The organism is Paraglaciecola sp. (genome assembly GCF_039964565.1).
Classification (GTDB): Bacteria; Pseudomonadota; Gammaproteobacteria; order Enterobacterales; family Alteromonadaceae; genus Paraglaciecola.
Genome location: NZ_JBDVXF010000004.1, coordinates 1 through 22,303 on the forward strand (window position 1 = coordinate 1; position 22,303 = coordinate 22,303).

The 22,303-nt window shown below is 41.9% G+C and carries 19 protein-coding genes; 8 read left to right on the top strand and 11 right to left on the bottom strand.

Going from position 1 to position 22,303, the window contains the following annotated elements; translation table 11 throughout:
- Positions 1-232 precede the first annotated feature (232 nt).
- The 7 genes from ABJK37_RS00730 to ABJK37_RS00760 form a co-directional block, all read right to left on the bottom strand.
- Entirely contained in the window at positions 233-1,399 is a 1,167-nt protein-coding gene (locus ABJK37_RS00730) for a hypothetical protein (RefSeq protein ID WP_348349076.1), read from the bottom strand.
- Between the two features lie 66 nt (positions 1,400-1,465).
- A complete protein-coding gene (locus tag ABJK37_RS00735; protein WP_348349078.1) occupies positions 1,466-2,011 on the bottom strand; it encodes a hypothetical protein in 546 nt (181 codons plus the stop codon).
- Complete coding sequence (locus ABJK37_RS00740; RefSeq protein WP_348349080.1) at positions 2,004-3,572, bottom strand: hypothetical protein; 1,569 nt, start codon at positions 3,570-3,572, stop codon at positions 2,004-2,006. Before ABJK37_RS00740 ends, ABJK37_RS00735 begins: the two co-directional genes overlap by 8 nt.
- A gap of 61 nt (positions 3,573-3,633) precedes the next feature.
- Positions 3,634-4,419: a lytic transglycosylase domain-containing protein gene (locus tag ABJK37_RS00745; protein ID WP_348349082.1), complete on the bottom strand. Its 786-nt coding sequence runs from the start codon at positions 4,417-4,419 to the stop codon at positions 3,634-3,636.
- Positions 4,416-4,880 carry a hypothetical protein gene (locus tag ABJK37_RS00750; protein ID WP_348349084.1) on the bottom strand — a complete coding sequence of 155 codons (465 nt, stop codon included), beginning with the start codon at positions 4,878-4,880 and terminating at the stop codon, positions 4,416-4,418. Before ABJK37_RS00750 ends, ABJK37_RS00745 begins: the two co-directional genes overlap by 4 nt.
- Before the next feature lie 46 nt (positions 4,881-4,926).
- On the bottom strand, positions 4,927-6,762 hold the full coding sequence (locus tag ABJK37_RS00755) for a tetratricopeptide repeat protein (RefSeq protein ID WP_348349087.1): 1,836 nt from the start codon (positions 6,760-6,762) through the stop codon (positions 4,927-4,929).
- Positions 6,763-6,911: 149 nt separating this feature from the next.
- Positions 6,912-7,817 (bottom strand): hypothetical protein, encoded by a 906-nt coding sequence (locus tag ABJK37_RS00760; protein ID WP_348349089.1) that lies wholly within the window; start codon positions 7,815-7,817, stop codon positions 6,912-6,914.
- Between the two features lie 360 nt (positions 7,818-8,177).
- Between ABJK37_RS00760 and ABJK37_RS00765 the strand changes: the two genes are divergently transcribed.
- From ABJK37_RS00765 to ABJK37_RS00775, 3 genes are read left to right on the top strand one after another with little or no spacing between them, the layout of a single operon-like run.
- Positions 8,178-8,480, top strand: coding sequence for a DUF1330 domain-containing protein (locus ABJK37_RS00765; RefSeq protein ID WP_348349091.1), 303 nt, complete (start codon positions 8,178-8,180; stop codon positions 8,478-8,480).
- A gap of 3 nt (positions 8,481-8,483) precedes the next feature.
- Positions 8,484-9,539, top strand: coding sequence for a nitrilase-related carbon-nitrogen hydrolase (locus tag ABJK37_RS00770; protein ID WP_348349093.1), 1,056 nt, complete (start codon positions 8,484-8,486; stop codon positions 9,537-9,539).
- Positions 9,532-10,950 carry an aldehyde dehydrogenase family protein gene (locus ABJK37_RS00775; protein ID WP_348349095.1) on the top strand — a complete coding sequence of 473 codons (1,419 nt, stop codon included), beginning with the start codon at positions 9,532-9,534 and terminating at the stop codon, positions 10,948-10,950. Before ABJK37_RS00770 ends, ABJK37_RS00775 begins: the two co-directional genes overlap by 8 nt.
- Before the next feature lie 275 nt (positions 10,951-11,225).
- Here ABJK37_RS00775 and ABJK37_RS00780 read toward each other — a convergent pair whose 3' ends face one another.
- The 3 genes from ABJK37_RS00780 to ABJK37_RS00790 are packed head-to-tail and all read right to left on the bottom strand — an operon-like array spanning position 11,226 to position 13,611.
- The gene (locus ABJK37_RS00780) at positions 11,226-12,491 is read right to left on the bottom strand and encodes an MFS transporter (protein ID WP_348349097.1); all 1,266 of its coding nucleotides are present in this window, start codon (positions 12,489-12,491) and stop codon (positions 11,226-11,228) included.
- 35 nt (positions 12,492-12,526) lie between these two features.
- Entirely contained in the window at positions 12,527-12,844 is a 318-nt protein-coding gene (locus ABJK37_RS00785; RefSeq protein WP_348349099.1) for a YciI family protein, read from the bottom strand.
- Positions 12,845-12,855: 11 nt separating this feature from the next.
- Complete coding sequence (locus ABJK37_RS00790; RefSeq protein WP_348349101.1) at positions 12,856-13,611, bottom strand: GntR family transcriptional regulator; 756 nt, start codon at positions 13,609-13,611, stop codon at positions 12,856-12,858.
- An 86-nt stretch (positions 13,612-13,697) separates the two neighbouring features.
- On the opposite strand from ABJK37_RS00790, the gene ABJK37_RS00795 reads away from it, so the two are divergent.
- The 4 genes from ABJK37_RS00795 to ABJK37_RS00810 are packed head-to-tail and all read left to right on the top strand — an operon-like array spanning position 13,698 to position 19,256.
- A complete protein-coding gene (locus ABJK37_RS00795) occupies positions 13,698-15,053 on the top strand; it encodes an MmgE/PrpD family protein (RefSeq protein WP_348349103.1) in 1,356 nt (451 codons plus the stop codon).
- Positions 15,054-15,056: 3 nt separating this feature from the next.
- Positions 15,057-16,430 carry an MmgE/PrpD family protein gene (locus tag ABJK37_RS00800; protein ID WP_348349105.1) on the top strand — a complete coding sequence of 458 codons (1,374 nt, stop codon included), beginning with the start codon at positions 15,057-15,059 and terminating at the stop codon, positions 16,428-16,430.
- 4 nt (positions 16,431-16,434) lie between these two features.
- A complete protein-coding gene (locus ABJK37_RS00805; protein ID WP_348349107.1) occupies positions 16,435-17,889 on the top strand; it encodes a phenylacetate--CoA ligase family protein in 1,455 nt (484 codons plus the stop codon).
- On the top strand, positions 17,889-19,256 hold the full coding sequence (locus tag ABJK37_RS00810; RefSeq protein WP_348349109.1) for an amidase: 1,368 nt from the start codon (positions 17,889-17,891) through the stop codon (positions 19,254-19,256). The genes ABJK37_RS00805 and ABJK37_RS00810 overlap by 1 nt, the downstream gene beginning before the upstream one ends.
- Positions 19,257-19,741: 485 nt before the next feature.
- Here the strand turns inward: ABJK37_RS00810 and ABJK37_RS00815 are convergent, their stop codons facing one another.
- Complete coding sequence (locus ABJK37_RS00815) at positions 19,742-20,563, bottom strand: DUF3667 domain-containing protein (RefSeq protein WP_348349111.1); 822 nt, start codon at positions 20,561-20,563, stop codon at positions 19,742-19,744.
- 382 nt (positions 20,564-20,945) lie between these two features.
- On the opposite strand from ABJK37_RS00815, the gene ABJK37_RS00820 reads away from it, so the two are divergent.
- On the top strand, positions 20,946-21,635 hold the full coding sequence (locus tag ABJK37_RS00820) for a hypothetical protein (RefSeq protein ID WP_348349113.1): 690 nt from the start codon (positions 20,946-20,948) through the stop codon (positions 21,633-21,635).
- The last annotated feature ends 668 nt before the right edge of the window (positions 21,636-22,303 follow it).

Here is a 22,303-nt window from a genome sequence, read left to right on the forward strand (position 1 = left end):
CAGCGACTTTCACTCTTCGTTCTAGTGCTTTGAAAGGGGGTAGCCATTCCTGCAGGACTACGCCTCGATTGAAAGTCGCTGGTGTTCTCTGAGTGACTAATTGATAAGATGAATTGGTATTAAAGTAAAATAAACACCACACAACCTATAACGCCCAATAAATTTGGGCGTTTTCCATAAGATGTTGGCTTAGGTTGTGACTTTAAATCAAAACTATTTGAGCTATAGCTCGTTAATCTACCAGTAACCTATGAGTGTAAATTGAGCTTTCTATATGCTGTGTTTGCAACCAATTAGTAAGCTTGGTTTGGGTGAGTTGTTGTGGTTTGGGCATGGTTTCGCGGTAAAGCCTTAACGATTCGATTTTTTCTTCACTAAGGGCATCAGCAAGTGTCACCAAAAAATAATTGCGGTTAGATAAGCGGTGTTTGGGTAGAGGGATTCGCCAACCTTTAGTTGTTTGAAAAAGTGGTAATACAGTGTAGGCATCTTGCGCTATAAGCAGCACCTGAACCTGAGATGGTGGTGCAACTAGGTACAATTCACAGAGCTGTTTTAATTCTAAATTAGCAAAGCTTTTATTAGAGGAAGGCAGTGTTTTGCTGGTGGTTGTTTCACAGCTTTTATTCTGTCTGAGCAAGGCTTGCAATTGTATTTGGAGAGAGTTTGTTCCTCGGGATGTCTGTGCGAGGTTAATGGTATCTTGATGTTGGGTATCTTCAGGCAATATGACTGCTTTGAATCCGTATAACAAAACACAAAATAAAATTATGCTTAAAATTATAATAGTATGTCGATAGTAGGTACTTACTAATTTTTTTGTGCTTGTAGTGGGTTTCGATTGTGGTGTTGCGGTACTAGGCAGAGCTAAGGCTGCATCTTCGAGATTGTTTACAACCATTGTATAGTCATTTTTACCCAGTTGCTCTTGATTCCCTTGGGGCACTAAAAATTGTACTTTGGCTCCTAATGCCTTCCATTGTTGTAACTCGGGTAATGCTAGCTTAAATTTAAGTGCGACTTTGTTAACGGCTAATACTTGATGGTTAGTTGTATTCACTTCACCCGTTGCACAAATGACGTTGTCGCCAGATGCCACTTCGCCATTGCCAAGCATACCTTTTGACTGCGCTAAATGACCTAAATACATGGCCAATTGCCAACTATTTCCTTGGTCGATACGGGCACTGATATCAACACGGTAACTACATGCACCGAACGTTTGTTGAATTATCCCCACTCCTTTTTTCACAAAGTTGTGATAACTGCTGCTGATATTGGCTGTGGTAGAGGTGCCATTAATCGATACCACTGAACTGATATCTTCATCATCAATGGCGGCGATATTTTGTATGGCCACTAAGCCTTGGGTAGTTGCAATAAAAACGTGAGTTTTCATCTAAGGCGCGCCCATGTCATCACTATAGAAACAAAGCGTAAAGATGTTGCAACGCTAAAATTGGGGTTATGAAAGGTATATCGCAAACTCAGTATCAAACATGTTTATAAATTTCTGGTCTGATTCTTCCATTAATAGCTGCGTTTTACCATCCACAATAGGAGGGAAGTGTAACGACGAGATTAATTTTTCAGAGCAACAATTGACGCGTACTCCCTTATTGTGGTGATTTTGGGCTGAATGAGGAATTTTAAGAATCACATATACTTGCCCAGAAAATTGTTTGTCGCGTTTAAAAAGCAGCTCAAATTGTGGCGTTTTACGGCTACTGATTTGGGTATCGGAACTGGCAGCTGCTTGCACTGGGCTGATGGCAAACGCAATGCTTTGCAGTAATAGCATATATTGACGTCGCAAAGTCAGAGACTGATTAACTTGACGCATTATCGATTTTTCATCAATCTTAGGATTGCCTTGGGCGAGCTGCACAAGATCGTTAAATACCAATGAGTTAGTTTCTTGATTAACTTCTGATAAAGGCTGATGTAACTCACGATACAAGTTTTTGGCAGTAAATATTTGCTCCTTTAGGTGATCGAGATGTTCAGGCATTAGACGCTCCATAAATTTGCTTAAATCTATTACTGAATATGCATAGGTCAGAGCGAAAAATCGCCTCGAGTTCAGTATTTTTGTGATTTAATTTTTCTAATCTCAATAAATAACCAGCCACTATCTGTTGGCACTGTTGTAGCGCGTCGCTGCCGTCTTGGTAGGTTTCTAATTCAGTTTTAGAGGGCAGTGTTTTAAATCCGTCCTTGTTATTAAGGGTAAATGCTCTGTTTGCCTCAGCTAACCATGTCTGAGTACTTCCGTATTGAGATAACCAATGTTGGATCTCAGTAAACATATTGCCCTTGAAGTTATCTGATTCTTGGATTTTTTCTCGCATCCAAATTTTGAGTATTTGTTGCAGTTCTACCGGTATTTGTTTCAACATGATACCAACAAACAACGGGCTTTTTAGCGCGTAAAATATATGGCCTATGGCTTTTTGTACTTGTTTACATTGGGTTTCAGAATCATTTAATTGTTCGACAAAAGTTTGATAATCATGCTCGGGGCGTTGCTCTAATTTGTCTGCCAACACCTGAGGGGATTTTCGTTTGGCTTGCACTAGCACCGACTGCCATCCAGAAAATACCTTTAACCGTAAAAATGATAAAGGTAACTGCCTTGCTAACTTACTATGACTCAAAATTGCACTCATAGCGTGATATTGTGCCAATGATAAAAATTTGGGGGATTGGCACAACCAACTTAAATCTGTGTCACTTTGAGTCTGTTCAAACACAGTGTTTTGCACCCAATCTGCGGGAATTTCTCCAGACTCACCATTAGAATCATTAACTAAGCTCAACCCATGCTCTGCATTAAAGGCGTTTTCTACCACTTCCATGGCGCTGATAGCATCGAGTAAGTCATCTAATACTGTGGAAAACTTGATATAGCTAGGCTGTTCTGGAGGATGTAGCCAAAAATTGAGTACGTCTTGATCGGATATATTTTTGGTGCTTAAACCATGCTGTTTTAACCAACTGCTTATTGCCCGAAAACGTTCTTGGGTACTGGCTTCAGGTAGATGCTGTTTTAAGTAGGCGTATATGAGTCTTTGTAACTTAGACGATATCTTTTTTACGGTTTGTGCGTTGGCATTCAACAAGTTTTTTTCAATATTATCCAACTGGGCCGGATCAATGCTGGCGATCAATTCTAACATCACCGCTAATACACCTACTCGGGTAGGGGAAATGCTAAATTCTATGTCGCCTAGTTGCAGCGTTAAATACTCCTTACCCATAGAGGCTTTACCTGAAGTTGTTTGCAACGGCTCTGCAAATGCTTGCCGGAAACGTTTAGGTTGGATGTTTTCTTGTAACCAAAAAAAGCTCAGTAGGGGAGAAGAAGAATATTGTGGATGGTTGACAACTGCCCAACAAAGAAAGCTCAGTTCGTAACACACTGAGCCATAGTTGCGACAAATAATATGTCTGGAAAGTAGCTCAACATCTTTATGATGATATTTGTAGCCGTTAAGGCCCGGGGTTTCTTTTAGTTGTGCAAATAGCGCCTTTAAGGTTTCACTAATTCCATAGTTAATAATACTGGTCATTCGGCCTGACTAAGGTTGCTACTGATATAGTTATGAGGCTAATTTAACGGATTAGCAGACTCTAATCTAGATAAATAGATTCCCACTGTCTGACCTTGGCTATTTTTGCATCGCGAGAAACATCATTACGCTGAGAATTGACTGACCCAGTGTTTTTTTTGTATCTCGGAGTGTTTGTTTTACTTTGGTAGTTGCGGGTTATGTTGTGCAATCGTAATGCCCGTAAGGTTTCAATTTGTGGATTTTCGGTAGGCGTATCAGCCATAGACAGGTCCATTGCTACATTAGTATCGAATAATTCAGATTTTACATAACGAGAGCGTTCATCATCTATATAACTCGCTTCTAAAAACAACTGTGACTTGTCATAATTTAAAAATGATTGTTGGGTACTTAATACTTTTTCCACATAATTTTTTGTGGAGGGCATCACCCTTAGTTTGCCATCTCGGCTTTTTACACCAGAGCCACCATTGTAGTGCGATAGCGCAATGTCGACTCGATTTTCATAGCGATCCAGTAATTTTTTAATAAATTTAATCCCTAGCTTTATATTAATATCAGGTTCAAATAATCGCTCTCTGGATACTCCGAATGTTTGTTCCGCGGTACGTGGCATAATTTGCATGACACCTTTGGCTCCAGAGAGACTTAGTGCTTCAGGGTTAAAGTTCGACTCGACCTTAGCAATGGCTAAAACCAATGACGGCGCAATGTTTTGGTGTTTCGCTTCTGCAATGATCCGTTGCTGAATATCTTCGACGTGGTAGTCATAGCTCGCAAAAGCCTGTGGCGATAAAAATATCACTAAAAAGCTTAACAACTTAAAAATTACATAGGATTTCATTGCATTTTCTCCAACTGATTTTGCCAGCTTTGATTGAGCATAGTGATGGAAAGGTCAGGGTGATCGATTTGTTGGCGCAACGCCATAACTTGCATTAAGGGTAAGGTATCTTGCACGGCAAGTATCAATGGTTGCGTAGCTTCAAATCCAAGAAGTTGACGGTTAGCTAACGGATTGAGTTGCTGGTCGTAAAATTTTCCATTGAAATAAAAAGCATATTGCTGGTGTTGATTGGCAGCTGTTTTATTGGATGGTGCTTTACCGCTACTATTCGCCAGTTTCAGTTGTTGCTCGATGTCTAACGATAGTGGGGTTGGTTTCACCGCTTCGACCTTTTGTTGTTCGGGCAGACCAATAGAAAATAAAGCCAAAATTAACAAAGAAAAAAACGCCATTGAGAGCCCTAAGGCAACTTCTGTCATGGCTTGGGTGCTAGTGTCGTGATTGTTATGTTGATGCATAAATACCTCCACTAGAGGTTATGCAACACTTAGAGAGATTAAATGTTTAGTGCTTTAACATTTGCAAATTAATACGAGCGATTTGATTGCCTTGGTCTGCAGCTTGTTGGTATAGGCTTTTAGCTTTAGTTAAGTTTTTATTTACGCCTAAGCCTCTTTCATAGAGTTTACCTAAACTATTCTGCGCATCCGCGTCACCCTGGATAGCGGCTTTGTCATACCAGTACGCGGCTTGTTGATAGTTTTTTACTATGCCCTGGCCGTATGTATATTGATAAGCCAAATTGCGTTGTGCTTCCTTATGTCCTTGTTCTGCAGCTTTTTTGTACCAAAAGGCTGCCTGTGCATAATTCTGATTGATACCCTTACCTGTTGAGTACATCAACCCAAGAGTCGCTTGCGCTTTTATGTGGCCTTGCTCGCCCGCCAAAGCATACCAATTGGCTGCTTGGCGCAGGTTTTTTTGTGTACCTTTGGCATTTTCATACATTTTTCCTAATAAGTATTGTGAACTAGCGTCACCTAAGTTCGCCCCTTGTTCGTAGTAATATAGCGCCTCAGGATAATTTTGATGTTGATGATAATAATCATCTGCTAAGGCTTTGTTTTCTTGCTGTTTAAGGAGTAATTGTTGCCGTTGCCTTAGCCGCGTTAATTGCTGTTTCGCTTGGTTTCTATATTTGCCGTTGGGTTTGCCCCCTAGGTACTGCTGAAAACCTTGAATAGTGTTAAGAGTTAATGTTTGTTGCCAACTATTTTCATCATCTTGAAAGCCTTTAATGGCTGCCTGCGCTTCCATAAAGTGTTGTCCTTGAGGCCATAGATTCAGGTATTGTTGGTAACTTTCGAGGGTGTTGACTCCTTTGGCTTGGACCCACGTTTGTTGGTCTAGTCTCGCCTGTTTTTCCTCATCAGTTTCGAGCTGAGGTTCCTCTAGAGCATCGGGCTCTGCTTTAGCTGAGTCAGACTCAGGTAGTTGCGGCTCTTGCTGTGGTGGCTGATTAAACAGCCCACTGAAAAACTCATTGAGTGTATCCCATGAGTCAGAGTGCTCTTTAGGCGAGATAGTAAACTGGCGCTGCAGATTATTGTATTCAAACTGAAGTGCGAGGGTAGCGTGGTTATCTAAGTTAGCCAGTTGCGTTCCAAGTTCCGATGCGCTCAATTCAGAGGTATATTGGTAGGAGCGATTAATATTTAGAGCGACTTCTTGATTGAGGTCTTGGTTTTCACTGGGTATATCTCCTAATAAAACGTCAGCCACGTAACCCTGAAGATTTTTTAAATAATCATCGATTTGTTGCAACTGCGCACTAGTGAAGTGGTTTAGATTTAGCTGATAGTCAAATCGTCTTGGCAAAGCCGCTAGTTTTTCACTGAGTACCGCGCCAAGATCCTGCGCTAATAATCCTAAGTTTTGCTGCAACCAACTGCTTAGACAATCCGCAATACAGTTTTTAGCAGGAGTCATTACCCAAATATCCACCGCAAACGCATCCTGTTGTGCGCCACTTTGTAAGTCTAATAAACGTCCAGACAAACTAAAGTACCATTTTTGTGTTATTGCCTGACGTTGTTTAAATGCATTGAGTTGATATAACAAAGCGAGATTGACTTCTTTACCTGAACGTTTTGCACCTTGTCTGATGGCACGATCGGTTAAGGTGGAGCAGTCTTCTAACATACAATTAGGTAAGTCTAAATAATGTAAATTAAGCACATCAAAGTCAGCATTTCCAAGGGCGGTAGTCAGTGCCTGGGAAATTGTACTGTGAATATTAGCCGTTCTAGGTAATTCGGTCGGCGTATGGTAGGTTTTGTCGGGTAACACCACAATTTTCCAACGTTCAGCGGCAAAACTTGTCTGCCCACACAAGTACATAAGGCCAAAAACGTAACCTATCAGTGATTGTATTGTGCTTTTTTTAAAGAAGTTGGGCATAGGTGTTTTTTATTACTTATGTAAGCTAAGTTGTTTCAAATTGCTTTATTTTTGTCAGGCATAATTAAAGTAAAAATAAAGCAAATATCTTACCAACCTTCAGCAATATCTCGATTAGGGTTCTCACCTCTAAAAGTAATACGTTTTACGTTAAAGTTATTATCATAAAAATTAATGGTGGCGCGCATTGTTAATTCTTCAAGCAATTTTAGAATATTTCTACTCAGTTTTGCCGTGCCAGAAGTAGATCGATACAACAAGGTTGTGCGGGTATGGCGCTGTTGCGTGGGGCGATGCGATATGTAACCTGAAAAGAGTAATAAGTACTCTTCAATATTTGCCATGTCTTGAGGGCTAAAACCGTCAAATTCTAAATAGTAGTCATTCACTATTAGGGTGTCATCCGTTGTTTTTTGAACGGGCGTATCACCATTAATTAACCAGTTTAATTTTTCAGCTAAAACTAACCCTAGTTCGTCTCCTAACACTTTTGCTTCATCACCTATTTCTTCAAGGATACAACTTTGTTTATTACATGCGTAAGGAATGGACCAAGTGCGAGGGCTTTGCACTTCAAAATTATCTAAAAGCTGTCCAGACTTGGGGTTTAATATTTTAGCCGCGACCCGAGCCCGAGCATTCTTAGCATACTGGTTTGTTGTGACCGATGCATAAGTATTCAACACCACGACTAAGTCTATGGGAGGGCGAGTAATTGAGCGAGCAATATCGATAAGTTCAGCATCAGTTCGATACTTGCGACTCTGCTTAAGGTTGCCTAGGGTAAGGCTCGTTTCGTCATAAACATCAGCAACTTGATTGAGTTGCTGGCTAATGCTTGCATGGACTCGCTTATTAATTTGACTATTTCTGGGGATCGAATTTTTATCAGCGTCTTCTATCATTATCAACAGATTAACACTGTCTGCCCCTTGAGCACTGGCAAGCACGGCAAAGGTTAAACAAAACACCACAATTTTTAGTAACCCACTCATGGACAGTTCCTTGGTTTATAGCAGTTAACTATGATTGCTATAGGTTATGCAAAACTTTGGGATTGTTTTACAACGAATTCAGGAAAGAGTCTCATTTAAACATATTTTTAAAAATCGGTGTAATCCCAAAATACACCGGCTAGTGGTTGATGCTGTAGATTCAGGGATCTCAAAATGCTGTTTATTAGGCACTATGATTCACCGTTAGAGATCTAGCAACATAGTAAACTACAAAACTGGTTCTGAGTTGCGCCTTTGACATTGCCAAATATCAAACAAACCACTAACACAAATTTGTTTCACTTCAATATGTTGTGTCATTTGCTAAAGTAATCAAAATTTAATAACTGAGTCGTCATCATGAGTGCCTATTTGATAATCCAAGCGACGGTTCACGATTGGGAAAAGTTCACTGTGTACACCCAAGTCGTTCCACCTTTAATTAAAAAATTTGGTGGGGAATATATCGCTATGGGTGCGCCAGAGTTAATTGAAGGGGAGAGCGCGCCTAAGAGCCTAGTCATTTCACAATGGCCAAATACACAAGCAGCCCATGCGTTTTGGGATTCAGCTGAATACGCCGCCGCCAAAAAACATCGCGAAGGCACAGGCCAATTTAATATCATGCTTATTGACGGCATGACACAGACCCCTTTGGAGTAAATTATGTCAATAGCCTATACCGCAGTTGCACTGCAAACTCGTTGTTTTGCCGTTAATAAATTAAATGTAGCCGATGCTCGGCAAAAAATTTATGACAATATTCTCCGCATCGGTGGCCAAGTACAAGGCACTAAGGGGTTTGTAGGACCCAGTGTAAAAATGGTGGTATTGCCAGAATATTTTTTAACGAGTTTTCCTATGGGAGAATCGTTTGCTCAATGGAAAGAAAAAGCCGCGATAGCCCAAGACGGTAAAGAATATGAAATGCTCGGTGAAATTGCCCAGAAAAATCAAATTTATCTGTCTGGCAATGTCTACGAACTAGATCCGCATTTCAGTGATCTGTATTTTCAAACGTCTTTTATATTAGGTCCAAGTGGTGACTGCATTTTACGTTACCGACGTTTGGTATCGATGTTTGCACCTACGCCCCATGATGTATTGGATAAATATTTAGATGTATATGGAGCGGATTCTTTATTTCCTGTGGTTAAAACTGAGTTAGGTAATTTAGCCTGTGTGGCATCAGAAGAAATACTTTACCCAGAAATTAGTCGCTGTTTGGTGATGAATGGAGCAGAAGTGTTGTTACACAGTAGTTCTGAAGTGGGTTCAGTTGAATTAACCCCTAAGGACATAGCTAAACGCGCTCGCGCTATTGAAAATTTAGCGTATGTAGTTTCGGCCAACTCGGCTGGAATAGCCGATATCGATTTCCCCGCCGAGTCGACCGATGGCATGTCTAAGCTAGTAGATTTTAAGGGCCGCGTGATGGCTGAAGCTGGCATGGGAGAAACCATGGTGGCTAATGCCGAACTAGACATTACCGCACTGCGCCGCTATCGCAATAAACCTGGTATGGGCAATATATTATCGCGGCAACGTAATGAGTTATTCAGTGCTCATTACAATCAAACTGTGTATCCCGCCAATACTATGCTCAACGAAAACAAAGAGGTCAATTTGCCAGATCGTAGTCACTTTATTGCCACGCAAATGCAAACCATCAAGAACCTACAAACAACTGGGGTGATTGCAGCGGAGCAAAGCGATGAATAATTCTCAGCAAACTATGGCAATAGTTAATCCCCGCAACGGAATCGAAGATTTCGAATTAACACTTTCTAGTGCTTCACAAGTGACAGACTTAGCGTCAAGTTTGAAACAACAGCAAGCTCACTGGTGGGACATAGGTTTACAAAGCCGAATCGCGACTTTGCAAGAACTGGCAAACAGTATCGCACAACATAAACCCCAATTACTTGATGCTTTGGTAAATGATACGGGGCGCTACAATGAGTCTGAATTAGAAATTGATGTCACTATTAACAGTATTCATCGTTGGTGCAAGCAAGCACCAGATTTACTGACCAATAAGGAGGCGTGGAAAGCAGAAATTCCTTTCATCGAGTTGCAGCAGGATTACTTGCCTTACCCGCTCGTGGGCGTGATTAGTCCATGGAATTTTCCGTTATTGTTATCCTTAGTTGACGCAATACCCGCTCTTTTGGCTGGTAGCGCAGTATTGATTAAACCCAGTGAAGTCACGTCTCGTTTTGTTGTGCCTTTTAATCAGATACTTAAAACCGTACCGCAATTAGACAAGGTGTTGGCATTAGTCAGTGGGGCGGGTGAAACCGGCCAAGGGGTTATTAATGCGGTTGATTCATTATGTTTTACTGGCAGCGTGGCAACAGGGCGCCAAGTAGGACAACTATGTGCACAACGATTTATTCCTGCATTCTTAGAGTTGGGTGGTAAGGATGCAGCCCTGGTTTGCCAAGACGCAGATCCACAACTTGCCGCGAAATCCCTGTGTTGGGGCAGTATGGTCAACGCTGGGCAGTCCTGTATGTCAATAGAACGGGTATACGTGCATAGTGATATTGCCGCTGCGTTTTTAACCAAGTTGGTGGAAAACGTCAAGGAACTTGAACATAACTATCCGGATATTCAACAGGGCCAAATAGGTCCGATTATTTCTGCCAAACAAGTGACTATTGTAGAGACACAGCTACAAGATGCTAAAGACAAAGGAGCAAAAATTTTATGTGGTGGTGAAGTACTCAATTTAGGTGGTGGCCGCTATTGTATGCCTACAGTGTTGACCGATGTTACCGCTGACATGAAGATTATTAGCCAAGAAACCTTTGCCGCAATTTTGCCTGTGACTGTAGTCGACAGCGATGAGCAAGCTATTGCGCTGGCTAACGATTCAGAATTTGGTTTATCGGCAGCAGTATTCAGTCAAAATATTGAACACGCTCAAAAGGTTGCTAGCCGATTGGAAGCGGGGGCCATTAGCATTAATGATTCGTCGTTAACTGCGCTCATTCACGAAGCTGAGAAACAATCCTTTAAATATTCTGGATTAGGCGGTTCGCGTATGGGCGCAGAGTCAATTCGACGCTTTATTCGTAAAAAAGCTTATATCCGTAACACTGGCGTGCCGTCACCTTGGTGGTTCTAAAGCTTTCATTCTTTGGCTAACCGCCAAAGAATCTGGGGTCTAAAAAATACAAAACGAGTCTTTAGGGCTCGTTTCGTGTTTTAGGTGTGGGTTAATTTAAGTGTTTGGGAGATAACCAATGAATATCAACTGTGAGCTTATTTAAGTCATTTGCTTAAGATTTGCTATAGATGGAATAGACGGGTTGATATAGGTGACTGGCTATAACCGCCTTGATAAAAGCAAGGAGATACTGCACGCAGCCTTAATAACCCAAGGCTGCGTGTTAATGGGTATTAAACGTGTTTTTTCACTTGAGTTATTAGAACCACAGATAAGGTAACCAACACGCAGAATATTAAAAAGGCATTGTTGTAACTACCGTAGGCATCATAAATGGCACTAGTCGCCCAAATACCTAACCCACCACCAAAGGCATCTAATACCGTAATCGTACCCAGTAATTTGCCTGAGGCTTTTAAACCAAAGTTATTGACTGCATTGATTTGCAATAGGGTGTAAAAGCCGCCCCACATAAATCCAACTAATCCAATGGGAATGAGCACGTTGTCTTTGTCGGCGACTAACATGCCAGCTAAGCCTATTAACATCAGGATTAGGTTGCTGTACAACACACGTTTGCCTGAAATTTTATCGGCGATTAAACCAAACAAAAATTTGCCAATTAGTGCAGGAATAAACAACACGCTCAAGCCGGCTGCGGCAGATTGTAAGTCAAATCCTAGATCCATTAGGTGTAATACTAAATTGGCTTGAAAACCCATGATGGTATAAAACGTAAACATGGCGATAAAGGCAATTGACCAAAATGAGCGGGTTTTTATTGCTTGTTTATAGGTTAATCCATGTTGTGATAAATCAGCACTCGATTCTTCGGCGTTATCGTCAAATCCATAGGGTTTAAGTTTCATATCGGTAGGGCGATTGCGCAGTAAAAACAAGGCGAGTAAAAACAATACCGAGGGGATCACTGCCCCTAATTGCATGGCATCGCGCCAATCCATGCCGTCTGCTAACCAAGAGGCAAACAAAGGGGCTAACACAGCGCCACCTAGTGAGGTACCTACCACAGCAATACCTATAGCTGTACCTCGTAACTTTACAAACCAATTAGAAACTAAAATTACCGCCACATTAAGACCACAAGCGAGTAGCACAATTGCGAATGCTGCATGGATCATATACAGGTCAGAAAGATCATTGATATTGCCATAAGCATAAAAACTTACGCCAAGTACCACTGAGCCAACCACCACTAAAAATTTCACCCCAATTTTGTCAATTAATATGCCAAATAGGGGCGCCATTAATCCCGTAAGTGCAAGCGTAATTAATCCCCGCAGTTTTAAGTCTCCCCGAGACCAATCACTAAATTCTGCAAGTATTGCGCTGTCAAATGCGGTGATCCCGGTAATCACCATGCCGTTTGAAACTAACAAACACATCATGGCGATAAACACCGTTATCCAGTGCATAGGATGCCCCATATTTTTGCCCGCTTTGGATGCTGGGCTTTCACTTGTTGCTGATACTGATTGCATGGGGTACTCCTGGTTTTATTGTTGTTTTAGGAAAACTAATTAGAAGCTTGGGTAGGCCAATTTTTACCACCGACCCAACTTCCTGCGTAAGCGTTAAATTCAAATATGTCTATTGACGCCCAAATATTTGCTGTGTAATAAGGGTCACTGTGCAATAAGCTCTCTGCCTGTTTCACATCTTCGGCCTCAATAATGTAAAGAGAGCCAATGATTTTGGCGTTATCTTTAAGAGGCCCTGCCACACAAATATGTGTCATATGTTCTTCCACCCACGCTAGGTGCGCAGCCAAATGTTGCATTCGTACATCTTGCATACTGGGGTGTTTATCAAGGCAGTTAAATTGCACTAACATGACATTCCTGACTATTTACTGGGATACAAAACAGAGCTAAAACTAAAACGTTTGGCTGGATAAGTGCTTTCTGCAGCTAGGATCAAGTCGTCATCCTTGAGTCCAAAATAACGACGTGTAATCTTCATTGCCGCTGAATTAACCGGTGCGTCTAACTGAGCTGCCAAGGCTTCTGTGAGTAAGCAGGCTGATATCTGTTGTTCAATCTTGCCTATTTTTCTATCGTCAAGGGCTTCGATAACAGCGTAAATCGCAGTTTTGGTATCTTTAAGTTTTTCGTCTACCTCATCTTGGTGGGGCCGACGGTAAATATTGGAGTAACAAATCGTTTTTTTATCATGGGGTTCAAATCTTACTCCGCCTACGTGAATGCACTCTTGGCCTTTAGTGGCATTGAGTAATGCAGCGATTGATTCATCAGGGATGATCATATCGCTGACTTGCACTTCAAAACGAGTATTTTGTCCAAAGGCCAATAGATCTTTAACTGAGTTAATAAACTGATTAATTTGTTCTGGCATAGTGTTGCGTTTAACCAAGGTGCCAGACCCTTGTTTACGTTCTACTAAGCCTGTTTTATCCACATAACGCAGCGCTTCACGGGCGGTATGGCGACTAATTGAAAATTGTTCACATAACTGTTTTTCGGTCGGCAACAACGTATTGACTGCAAAATCACCAGATAGTATCTGGGTAATCAGCGTTTCACCAATGTCCTGATATTTAGGGAGCGGGTGTTTAGTTGATAACAATTTGATTTTAGTCATTTATGCTCAATGCTTAGTCGAATAACAGAAAAATACCTGTTATAAATATGTCCGGACAAATTAAAGAGTATAGGAATAAAGTTAAGTTGCCAACTAGTCATTCACTTACCAAACAGTTGTTAATTGACATTAATCAAATGCCTATTACCCAAGCTGACCTAACTCGCGCGGGCCAACATGTACTCGATTGGGTAGCCTGTGCTAGCGCGGCGAAATTATCAGAGGCAGAGCGTGCCTACCAAGCCTTGTTGTTGCTTGATGACGCAGGTAAATGTACTGCGATTGATGGCCAGAAAGTTAACATGCAAAACGCCGCTCAGTACAATGGTGCCCTAGGCAATGTGTTAGAGATGGACGATATACATCGTACCTCTATCTTACATCCAGGGCCTGTGGTGATCCCAGCGGCCTTGGCAGCGGCTGAGCAATCTGAGTGCTCTTTGGAAGCTTTTCTAACCGCAATCATCAAAGGTTATGAAGTCACTATTCGAATGGGGGAAGCGATTGGGCGTAGTCATTATCGCTATTTCCACAACACAGCAACTTGTGGGGTTTTAGGTTCAGCAATGGCCGCGGCGTCGGTGTTTGAGTTGTCACTGCAGCAAACAGTTTCGGCATTAGGCAACGCCGGTAGTACAACCGGTGGGCTATGGCAAATGCGTAACGAAAAAGTCTTAACCAAACAATGGCATAACGCAGAAGCCAGTCGCTCGGGTTTGATGGCGGCTTTTATGAGCAAACAAAACTTAACCGGGCCAGAATATATTCTAGAAGGGCCACAGGGCATATTTAACGCACTGTCAGACGACCCTTCAATTGAAAACTTTATTAAAGCACACCCTATCTGGCGTATTTACGATTGTAGTTTTAAACCTTGGCCGGCTTGTCGTCATGCCCATGGGGCCATGGATGTGTTGTTAGAAATACTAAACAAACATAGCATTGACGCAGATGACATCGAACGTATTGAAGTAGGGGTTTATCAAGATGCCCAATTGTTCTGTGATCGCGTCACACCAGAAACGAGTTTGGAGGCTAAATTTAGTATTCAACATGCTCTTGCCGCCATTTTACTTTGGGGCGAACCTCTACTCGAACACTACGCAGTGAATGCAATTGTAGAAGCCGCGTCTTTCGAGTTACGTCAACGTATTCATGTTTATATTGATGAGGATATCGAGTCTCAATACCCGCAACATTTTGGTGCTAAATGTTCAGTGGTGCTAAAAAACGGCCAGCGTATTGAACATCAGCAACAAGATACCTTAGGGGATCCAGAAAAACCTCTGTCTCAAAAACAACGGCATCATAAAGCGCAGATGTTGTTAAGACATGGAGGCATGAGCCAACACAAGATTGAGCAATTGTGTGCGTTTGATTGGTTGCAAACGGCACCTATTTCCACATTTTCAGGCTTACTTAGCCCAGAACTGAGCATTTAATTTATGAGTCATTCACCCGACGCCATCAAGTTGTTGATAGAACACATTGAAAATAGTACCTATGAAGGTTTACCCGAGTCGGCAGTGAGCGCTTGCAAAACCTTTATTCTTGATTCAATAGGCGTAGGCATCAGCGGTTCGCGCGTGCCCAATGTCGCTAAAATTAAACAAGCGATAAGTCAGTGGGGAGAAGCACATCAAGCCCAAGTTTGGGTAACCGGCGAATGGATGCCTGCAGTATCGGCTGCGGCGATAAACGGCTATCAAATACATAATCAAGAATGGGATTGTGTACACGAACCCGCCGTAGTGCACCCAATGGCAGTAATTTTGTCGTCTTTAGTCGCTTATGCCCAGCAACATAATTTATCGGGCCAGCAACTGATATTAGGAGTGGTGATTGCGGTGGATGTGGCGACGTTAATTGGTCAGTGTGTCACTTCTAGTTTAAAGTTTTTTCGGCCTTCAATTTGTGGCTGCTTAGGTGCAACCGCTGGTATATGTGCGATGCAATCAATACAAGGCGAAACCCTACACAACGCCTTAGGTATCGCCTATAGCCAACTTAGCGGCACCATGCAATCTCATGTAGAAGGATCGCCAATGTTAGCCATGCAAATAGGTATTAATTCCTCGGCGGGTATTCGCGCGGTAGATATGGCAGTAGCCGGCTTCGCTGGCCCTAAAGACATACTGCAAGGACCTTACGGTTATTTTCAGTTATTCGAAGACAGCTTTGATCTCACGCCATTAGTGCAAAAAATTGGTATTGAATATCAAATAGAACAAGTGAGCCATAAACCTTTTCCTACCGGTCGAGCCGGCCACGGCACGGTTGATGGTTTACAGCAATTGCAAACACAACATGGCTTTAGTGCGCAAGACATCGCCAGAATCGATGTGTATGCAACGCCATTAATCAATAAATTGGTAGGGCGGCCTATTAAAGACGACATGGACGCCAGTTATGCCAAGTTGTGCAATGGTTACATTGCAGCCAGTGTGTTGTTGGCAGGTAGTGTTGCAGTGGCTGATTTTGAACAGGAATTTTTAAGCGATAACACGCGCCTAGAACTGGGCGCTAAAGTGTTTACTCATTTAAATGATACTCAAGATTTGAATGCCCTAGCACCAGTGACTGTGATGGTTACCTTAAACTCAGGGGAAGAATTAACAGTTAATTTGCAACATGTCTTGGGCAGTCCACAAAATCCTCTTAGTCGCGAGGCACAACTTGCTAAGTTTAAAGCGGCTTATCACAGCGCAATTTTAGCATTTGATGAGTTTAACCTTGAGCATTTGATAAATAGCATAGACCAACTCGAGCAAATCCCGAATATTAATAGTCTAGTAGCAGCACTTGTCAGAAGTAGGTAAAACAATGGAAAATTTGGTCGATATGCCATCAAACACACCCAGTAAATCAAAAAAGACAACCACATACCCGACCTATTTCGAGTCCTTTGACTATGAGCAGATGTTAAAAGACTATCCATTAGGTGATGATGTATTTGAGCAGTTTGCGGGCATGAGCCGCAGAACCTTAGAAGAATTGCAGAATGTACGTTTTATGCAAGTCGTAAAACGAGCGTGGGACATTCCTTTCTATCAGCGTATCTGGGGTAAGGCTGGAGTCAAACCAGAAGATATTCAAAGCCTTAAGGATATTGAAAAACTGCCGTTGATTTCAAAGTCAGATATCATGGAAAGTGTTGAGCAATATCCACCCATAGGTGATTTTCACGGCCTTGACGGTATTCCACCTGAGCAACGCCCGCCTTTAGTGTTTCATACCACTAGTGGAACCACTGGCACGCCGCAACCCTTATTATTCGGTCCTAAAAGTCGCGAAGTACAATCCTTGCTGGTGGCGCGTTCGTATCGATTTATGGGGCTAAAACCTGCAGCGACTATTCAGTCTTGCTATGGCCACGGTATGATTAACGGTGGACATTATATTCGTGAAGCTGTGACTAAATATACTAACTCGATGTTTTTGTCGGCAGGTACTGGGGTAGAAACTCGCTCGGTGCAGCAAGTGAATTTGATGAAAACCTTTGGGGTTAATGTACTGGTTGGTTTTGTGGACTATATCAAGCGTCTTGCCGATGTTGCCAAAGAAGAAGGTTTAGTACCGGGTCAAGACATTAAAATCGATATGATCATTGGTCACTTAGGCATGGAAAGCCGCGAAAGCATTGCCAAAACCTGGGGTAATCCAGAATTATTCGATTGGTATGGCGTAGGTGATACCGGCACCATTGCCGCTGAAGGCCCCGACCATAATGGCATGTATGTATGGGAAGACGCACAATTTTTAGAATTACTGGATACCGATACTAACGAACGAGTCACTCCCGGAACCACAGGAAATATGGTGGTGACCTGTTTATACAAAGATGATGTGTACCCGATTATTCGTTTTAACACCCATGATATTAGCCAAGAAGTGTTAGGCGACAATTCCCTAAATATGCCTTTTAAACGTATCAAAGGTTTTATGGGGCGTTCTGACAACATGGTCAAACTCCGCGGCATCAACATTTATCCTCAAGGAATCGGTCCTATGCTCGACGAGCGCAGCGAATTCTTGGGTGAATTTATCTGTGAAGCGGTGCGCGAAGCAAACGGACGCGACGAAATGATAGTGCGGGTCGAAGTATCAACACCAGAAGCAGATCGCGATAACTTGTTACCAGCCTATATCGAATTGTTAAAACGTAAGATAGGCATAGAAGTTAAAGTGGTGTTGGTGGGTGAAGGTGAATTAACACCTTTGACACAAGTAGACATTAGGCAGAAACCAATTCGCTTGATAGACAAAAGGTTTAAATAATGGATATCGCGCTGCTAAGCCAAGATGTGAGCACACATATTGCGCTAATTAAGGATAAACAAATTTCGGCTAAAGAGTTGGCTACTGAGCAATTTGCATTGATTGAATCGCTCAATCCGACAATTAATGCTTTTATTGAATACCAAATGCCAGCGTTTTCATCTAAGGAATCTTTTTCGGGGTCTACCACATCTTTAAAGTCGTTGTTCCAAGGAATATGTTTTGGAGTCAAAGACAATATTGATGTATTGGGGTTTGCTACCACCGCAGGCATGGCCACCCGAGTAGGACGCCAAGCGGTTCAGGACGCATTTGTGGTTAACCGTTTGCGCCAGACTGGGGCGCAGTTTATGGGTAAACTCAATATGCACGAAGGTGCACTGGGTGCCACCAATCAAAATGAACATTTTGGTAATTGCCATAATCCATATAAACAAGGATTTACCCCAGGAGGTTCATCCGGCGGATCAGCGGCCGCGGTTGCCTCGGGTATGGTAGGTTTGGCGCTAGGTACCGATACTATGGGCTCGGTTCGTATTCCGGCCGCATATTGCGGTATTTTTGGTTTCAAACCCAGCCGAGGAGCAGTGAGTAATAGCGGTTCGGTCACTTGTAGTCGCGTTATGGACTGTATTGGTCCAATGGCCCGCTCGGCAAAAGATTTAACCTTAGCCATGAATGTACTGAAGGCATTTGACCAAGACTCGGCTGCTTCATTCGATTTTGGTGTCTTTGATAGTTATTCCTACCCAGATAATAAAATACTCTTGGTACCACGAAATTTAGAACAGTTAGGCGTAGCGGCAGATATAGTCGCTGACTTTAATGCCAATTTAAGTGCGTTTACAGACCTTGGTTTTACATTGCAGTATTTTGATTTTTCCGAGTACAACTTTGCTGCGGCGCGGCGCGCGGGATTATTACTATGTGAAGCCGATATGCGTATTGAGCACCAAGCTGACTGGCAAGATAACCAGCATTTATTCTCGGACTATATGCGCGGTATGTTGTCGTATATCGAACGTAAATCCCCTATGGATATTATGGGATCCGAACGCGTATTGGATAAGGCCAAAGTGTTAGCGCGGCAGCTATTTAAGCAAGGTAATGCGATTCTTATGCCCACTAACTTACAGCGGGCATTTTCTTTTGATGATCCAGTACCAGCCAACCAAGCTGACTTAACAAGTTTTGCCAATCAAGCAGGATTACCAGCAGTGTCATTACCGATGTTAAGCACTCAGTCGTTACCAGCAGGTATGCAAATTGTTGGACCCTTAGGCAGCGATAACTACTTATTAGATTTAGCAGAAAGTTGGCAACAACACACTGAGTTTAAATGTGAGTTGCCAAAGAGCATGCTCTAACACTGCATCTGCATCTGCATCTGCATCCATACAGTTAATTTCCCGACCCCCTTCGAGCTAGATACTCTTTTTCAATAGCAAAAAAGAGTATCTAGACAATGCCGCTCGCCAATGCTCTTTATAGGAAATTATCTGAGAATTTAAACTTTTATCTGACATTTATACTCACTTCGATCATAACCCTAAGTTACACCTGATACCTGAAAAACTACAAATGCTTACCGGTCGCATTTAATCCCAGGGTAGGTGTTTATAACATTGAAAATACTTTGGGCCTAGTTTGTCTCAAGTGAATTTATCGGATAATCCCTATTAATATTGTGCGTCTGGCAAGGTACCAAGTTTAGGTTTTGTGGTGTAGACAACGATTACAGGCAAATAGGGGCAAAAAGCTGCGTATTGTTGATTATGGTTGGCGAGTATTTCAGATACTGAACTACGACTAATTACCCCACAAATTTAGTTCTACATAGACATGTTAGATATTAAGTTATTTGCCACCACACAAGCCAAAATTGAATGAAGCGATAAATAAAGTGTGATACTGCTATGCCAATTAATATAACCATCGACTTTAAAGCGCTGAGCAATATGGTGTTTTGGTACATTTGAACTTGAAAAAAAAAGCTATAAACATAATAACTTGTCAGTAACAGGCCTAAACCAGTGATCCCAAACGGCGATAAATCAATGGACGACCAACTAAGTAGCGACATAATTCCGCCGAGTATAATTGGCCAAACTAAAACAAATGAGTATAAATAAAGAGCGCTGACACAGTGATCTAGTAGGTAATACTTTCTACTTGGATTAACGATCCATATAAAAGGAACCAAAAACGGAATGCTCAGTATGACCAATGATTTCGCCAATGCTGAGCTAATCGCATCATACTGTATGGCCAGTTTTTCAAAGGTTATTTCTGTATTGGCTAGATAGCTATCAATAGTTGGCTGAACCCACTCACTATAAGGTTGCATCGCTTGATTATGCAGTGGCAAAGCAAAATCGGTCATGGGTGAAAAAAGAAAATAAATGACGTTGATGATTAAGAAAAAAGACACTGGCGACATATAAGACATGCGCACACCACGCCAATGTTGATATGCTAAATAGCCAGGTTTAGTTATAAACAGCCGAATTGACGTTAAGAGTTTACCGTCGACATTGAAGAGTGATTCGATAAGGTTTGTGGCTAACACCGAAATCTGCCGCTGTTTATTGTCAAATAATCGTTCGCCACACCAATTGCAATAATAGCCTTGATATTGTTTACCGCAATTTTGGCATGTATGAATCTGTGACATGAGACTTTGCTAAGATGTAAAACTTATCATTAGCATAGGATTTTCATTTGCCTACGTCCACGGCAAACATAGTCAAATAACTGGTTAATCTATTAATGTATGGGTAACTTTTTCCTATGGAGACTATCTGATTTTGTTCTCCAACAGGTTATAAGGGGCTACCAAAATAAACTAGCGCTCCCTACTTTTGTTCAAATTGCCATCGCCATTGCTTTGATGCTGGTGGATTTAAAGTACATAACATCTACAAATTGATATTCATCATTCTGCATTAAAAGACCCTAGCGTAAAGTTTTACTCAGGGTGGTAATCAAGTACCAAGCAGGTAAACAGGTAGCGATTACCCCAGCTAAAAATAATTAAATATAACAAGGGTCAATTTATGTCTTTTATTGAAATGTATCAGTTACCCATTCTAAGGTGGTTGCACATTGTGGCAATGGTGTATTGGTTAGGTGGTGAGTGGGGAGTGTTTCAAACTTCGTTCAATGTTATCAACCGAAAATTGTCGATGGATGAACGTCGACGCCACATGGAAACGGCGTATCGTATCGATATTCTGGCACGTACTGGCATCATCATGTTATTGCCGCTTGGCTTACACATGGGGCACTTTTGGGGAGTTCAACCCCTTGGCGGAAACTGGTTAGTTGGTATGTGGATTGTATTCGCTATGTGGTTAGGCTTGTGTTGGTCTGCTTATTATTATCGCGATACAGAAAAGGGTATTCGTTTAACTAAGTTCGACGAGAGTATTCGTTTTGTCGTGATACCTGCATTGTTAATCACTAGCCTTTGGTCATTATTTGGTGATGGACCTTTGATGGCTGAAACCGGACAAAAATGGTTTTCAATTAAGATGTTCTTTTATGGTTGTACCTTGATGATTGGCCTTAAGTTGCGCTTTATCATGCGAGAGTGGAGTGAGTTGTTTATTGTTTTGGCAAAAGGAGAAAATGCTGAGGTGGAAGCCACATTGGATCGCTCAATTCGTTTCGGGCGTAAACTTGCTTACCTATACTGGGTATTGATTCTAACTGTTGCTTTCTTTGGGGCAGTTAAACCATTGTAATTTACCGAAAGGTTGATTGAATCAAAAGAAAACGCCATTTTAAATGGCGTTTTTTTATGGAACGCCAGTCAGTCTATTTAACATTGGATTCCCGATAAAAACATTCGGGAATGACAAGAGGGACTACGGTCATTCCGGCAGCCGTTACTGCCATCCCTCAGCTTCGTCATTCCGGCGATCTTTTGGCCGGAATCCACTTTTATTGTTTTACATCAATAGATTACCAATCGAGTATTAAAAGTTTTCTCTACTAATTGGCATTGACTTTAAATGGCGTTTTTTTATGGAACGCCAGTCAGTCTATTTAACATTGGATTCCCGATAAAAGCATTCGGGAATGACAAGAGGGACTACGGTCATTCCGGCAGCCGTTACTGCCATCCCTCAGCTTCGTCATTCCGGCGATCTTTTGGCCGGAATCCACTTTTATTGTTTTACATCAATAAATTACCAATCGAGTATTAAAAGTTTTCTCTACTAATTGGCATGGATTTTAAATGGCGTTTTTTTATGTAACGCCAGTCAGTCTATTTAACATTGGATTCCCAATAAAAGCATTCGGGAATGACAAGGGGGATTACGGTCATTCCGGCAGCCCTTACTGCCATCCCTCTGCTTCGTCATTCCGGCGATCTTTTGGCCGGAACCCACTTTTATTGTTTTACATC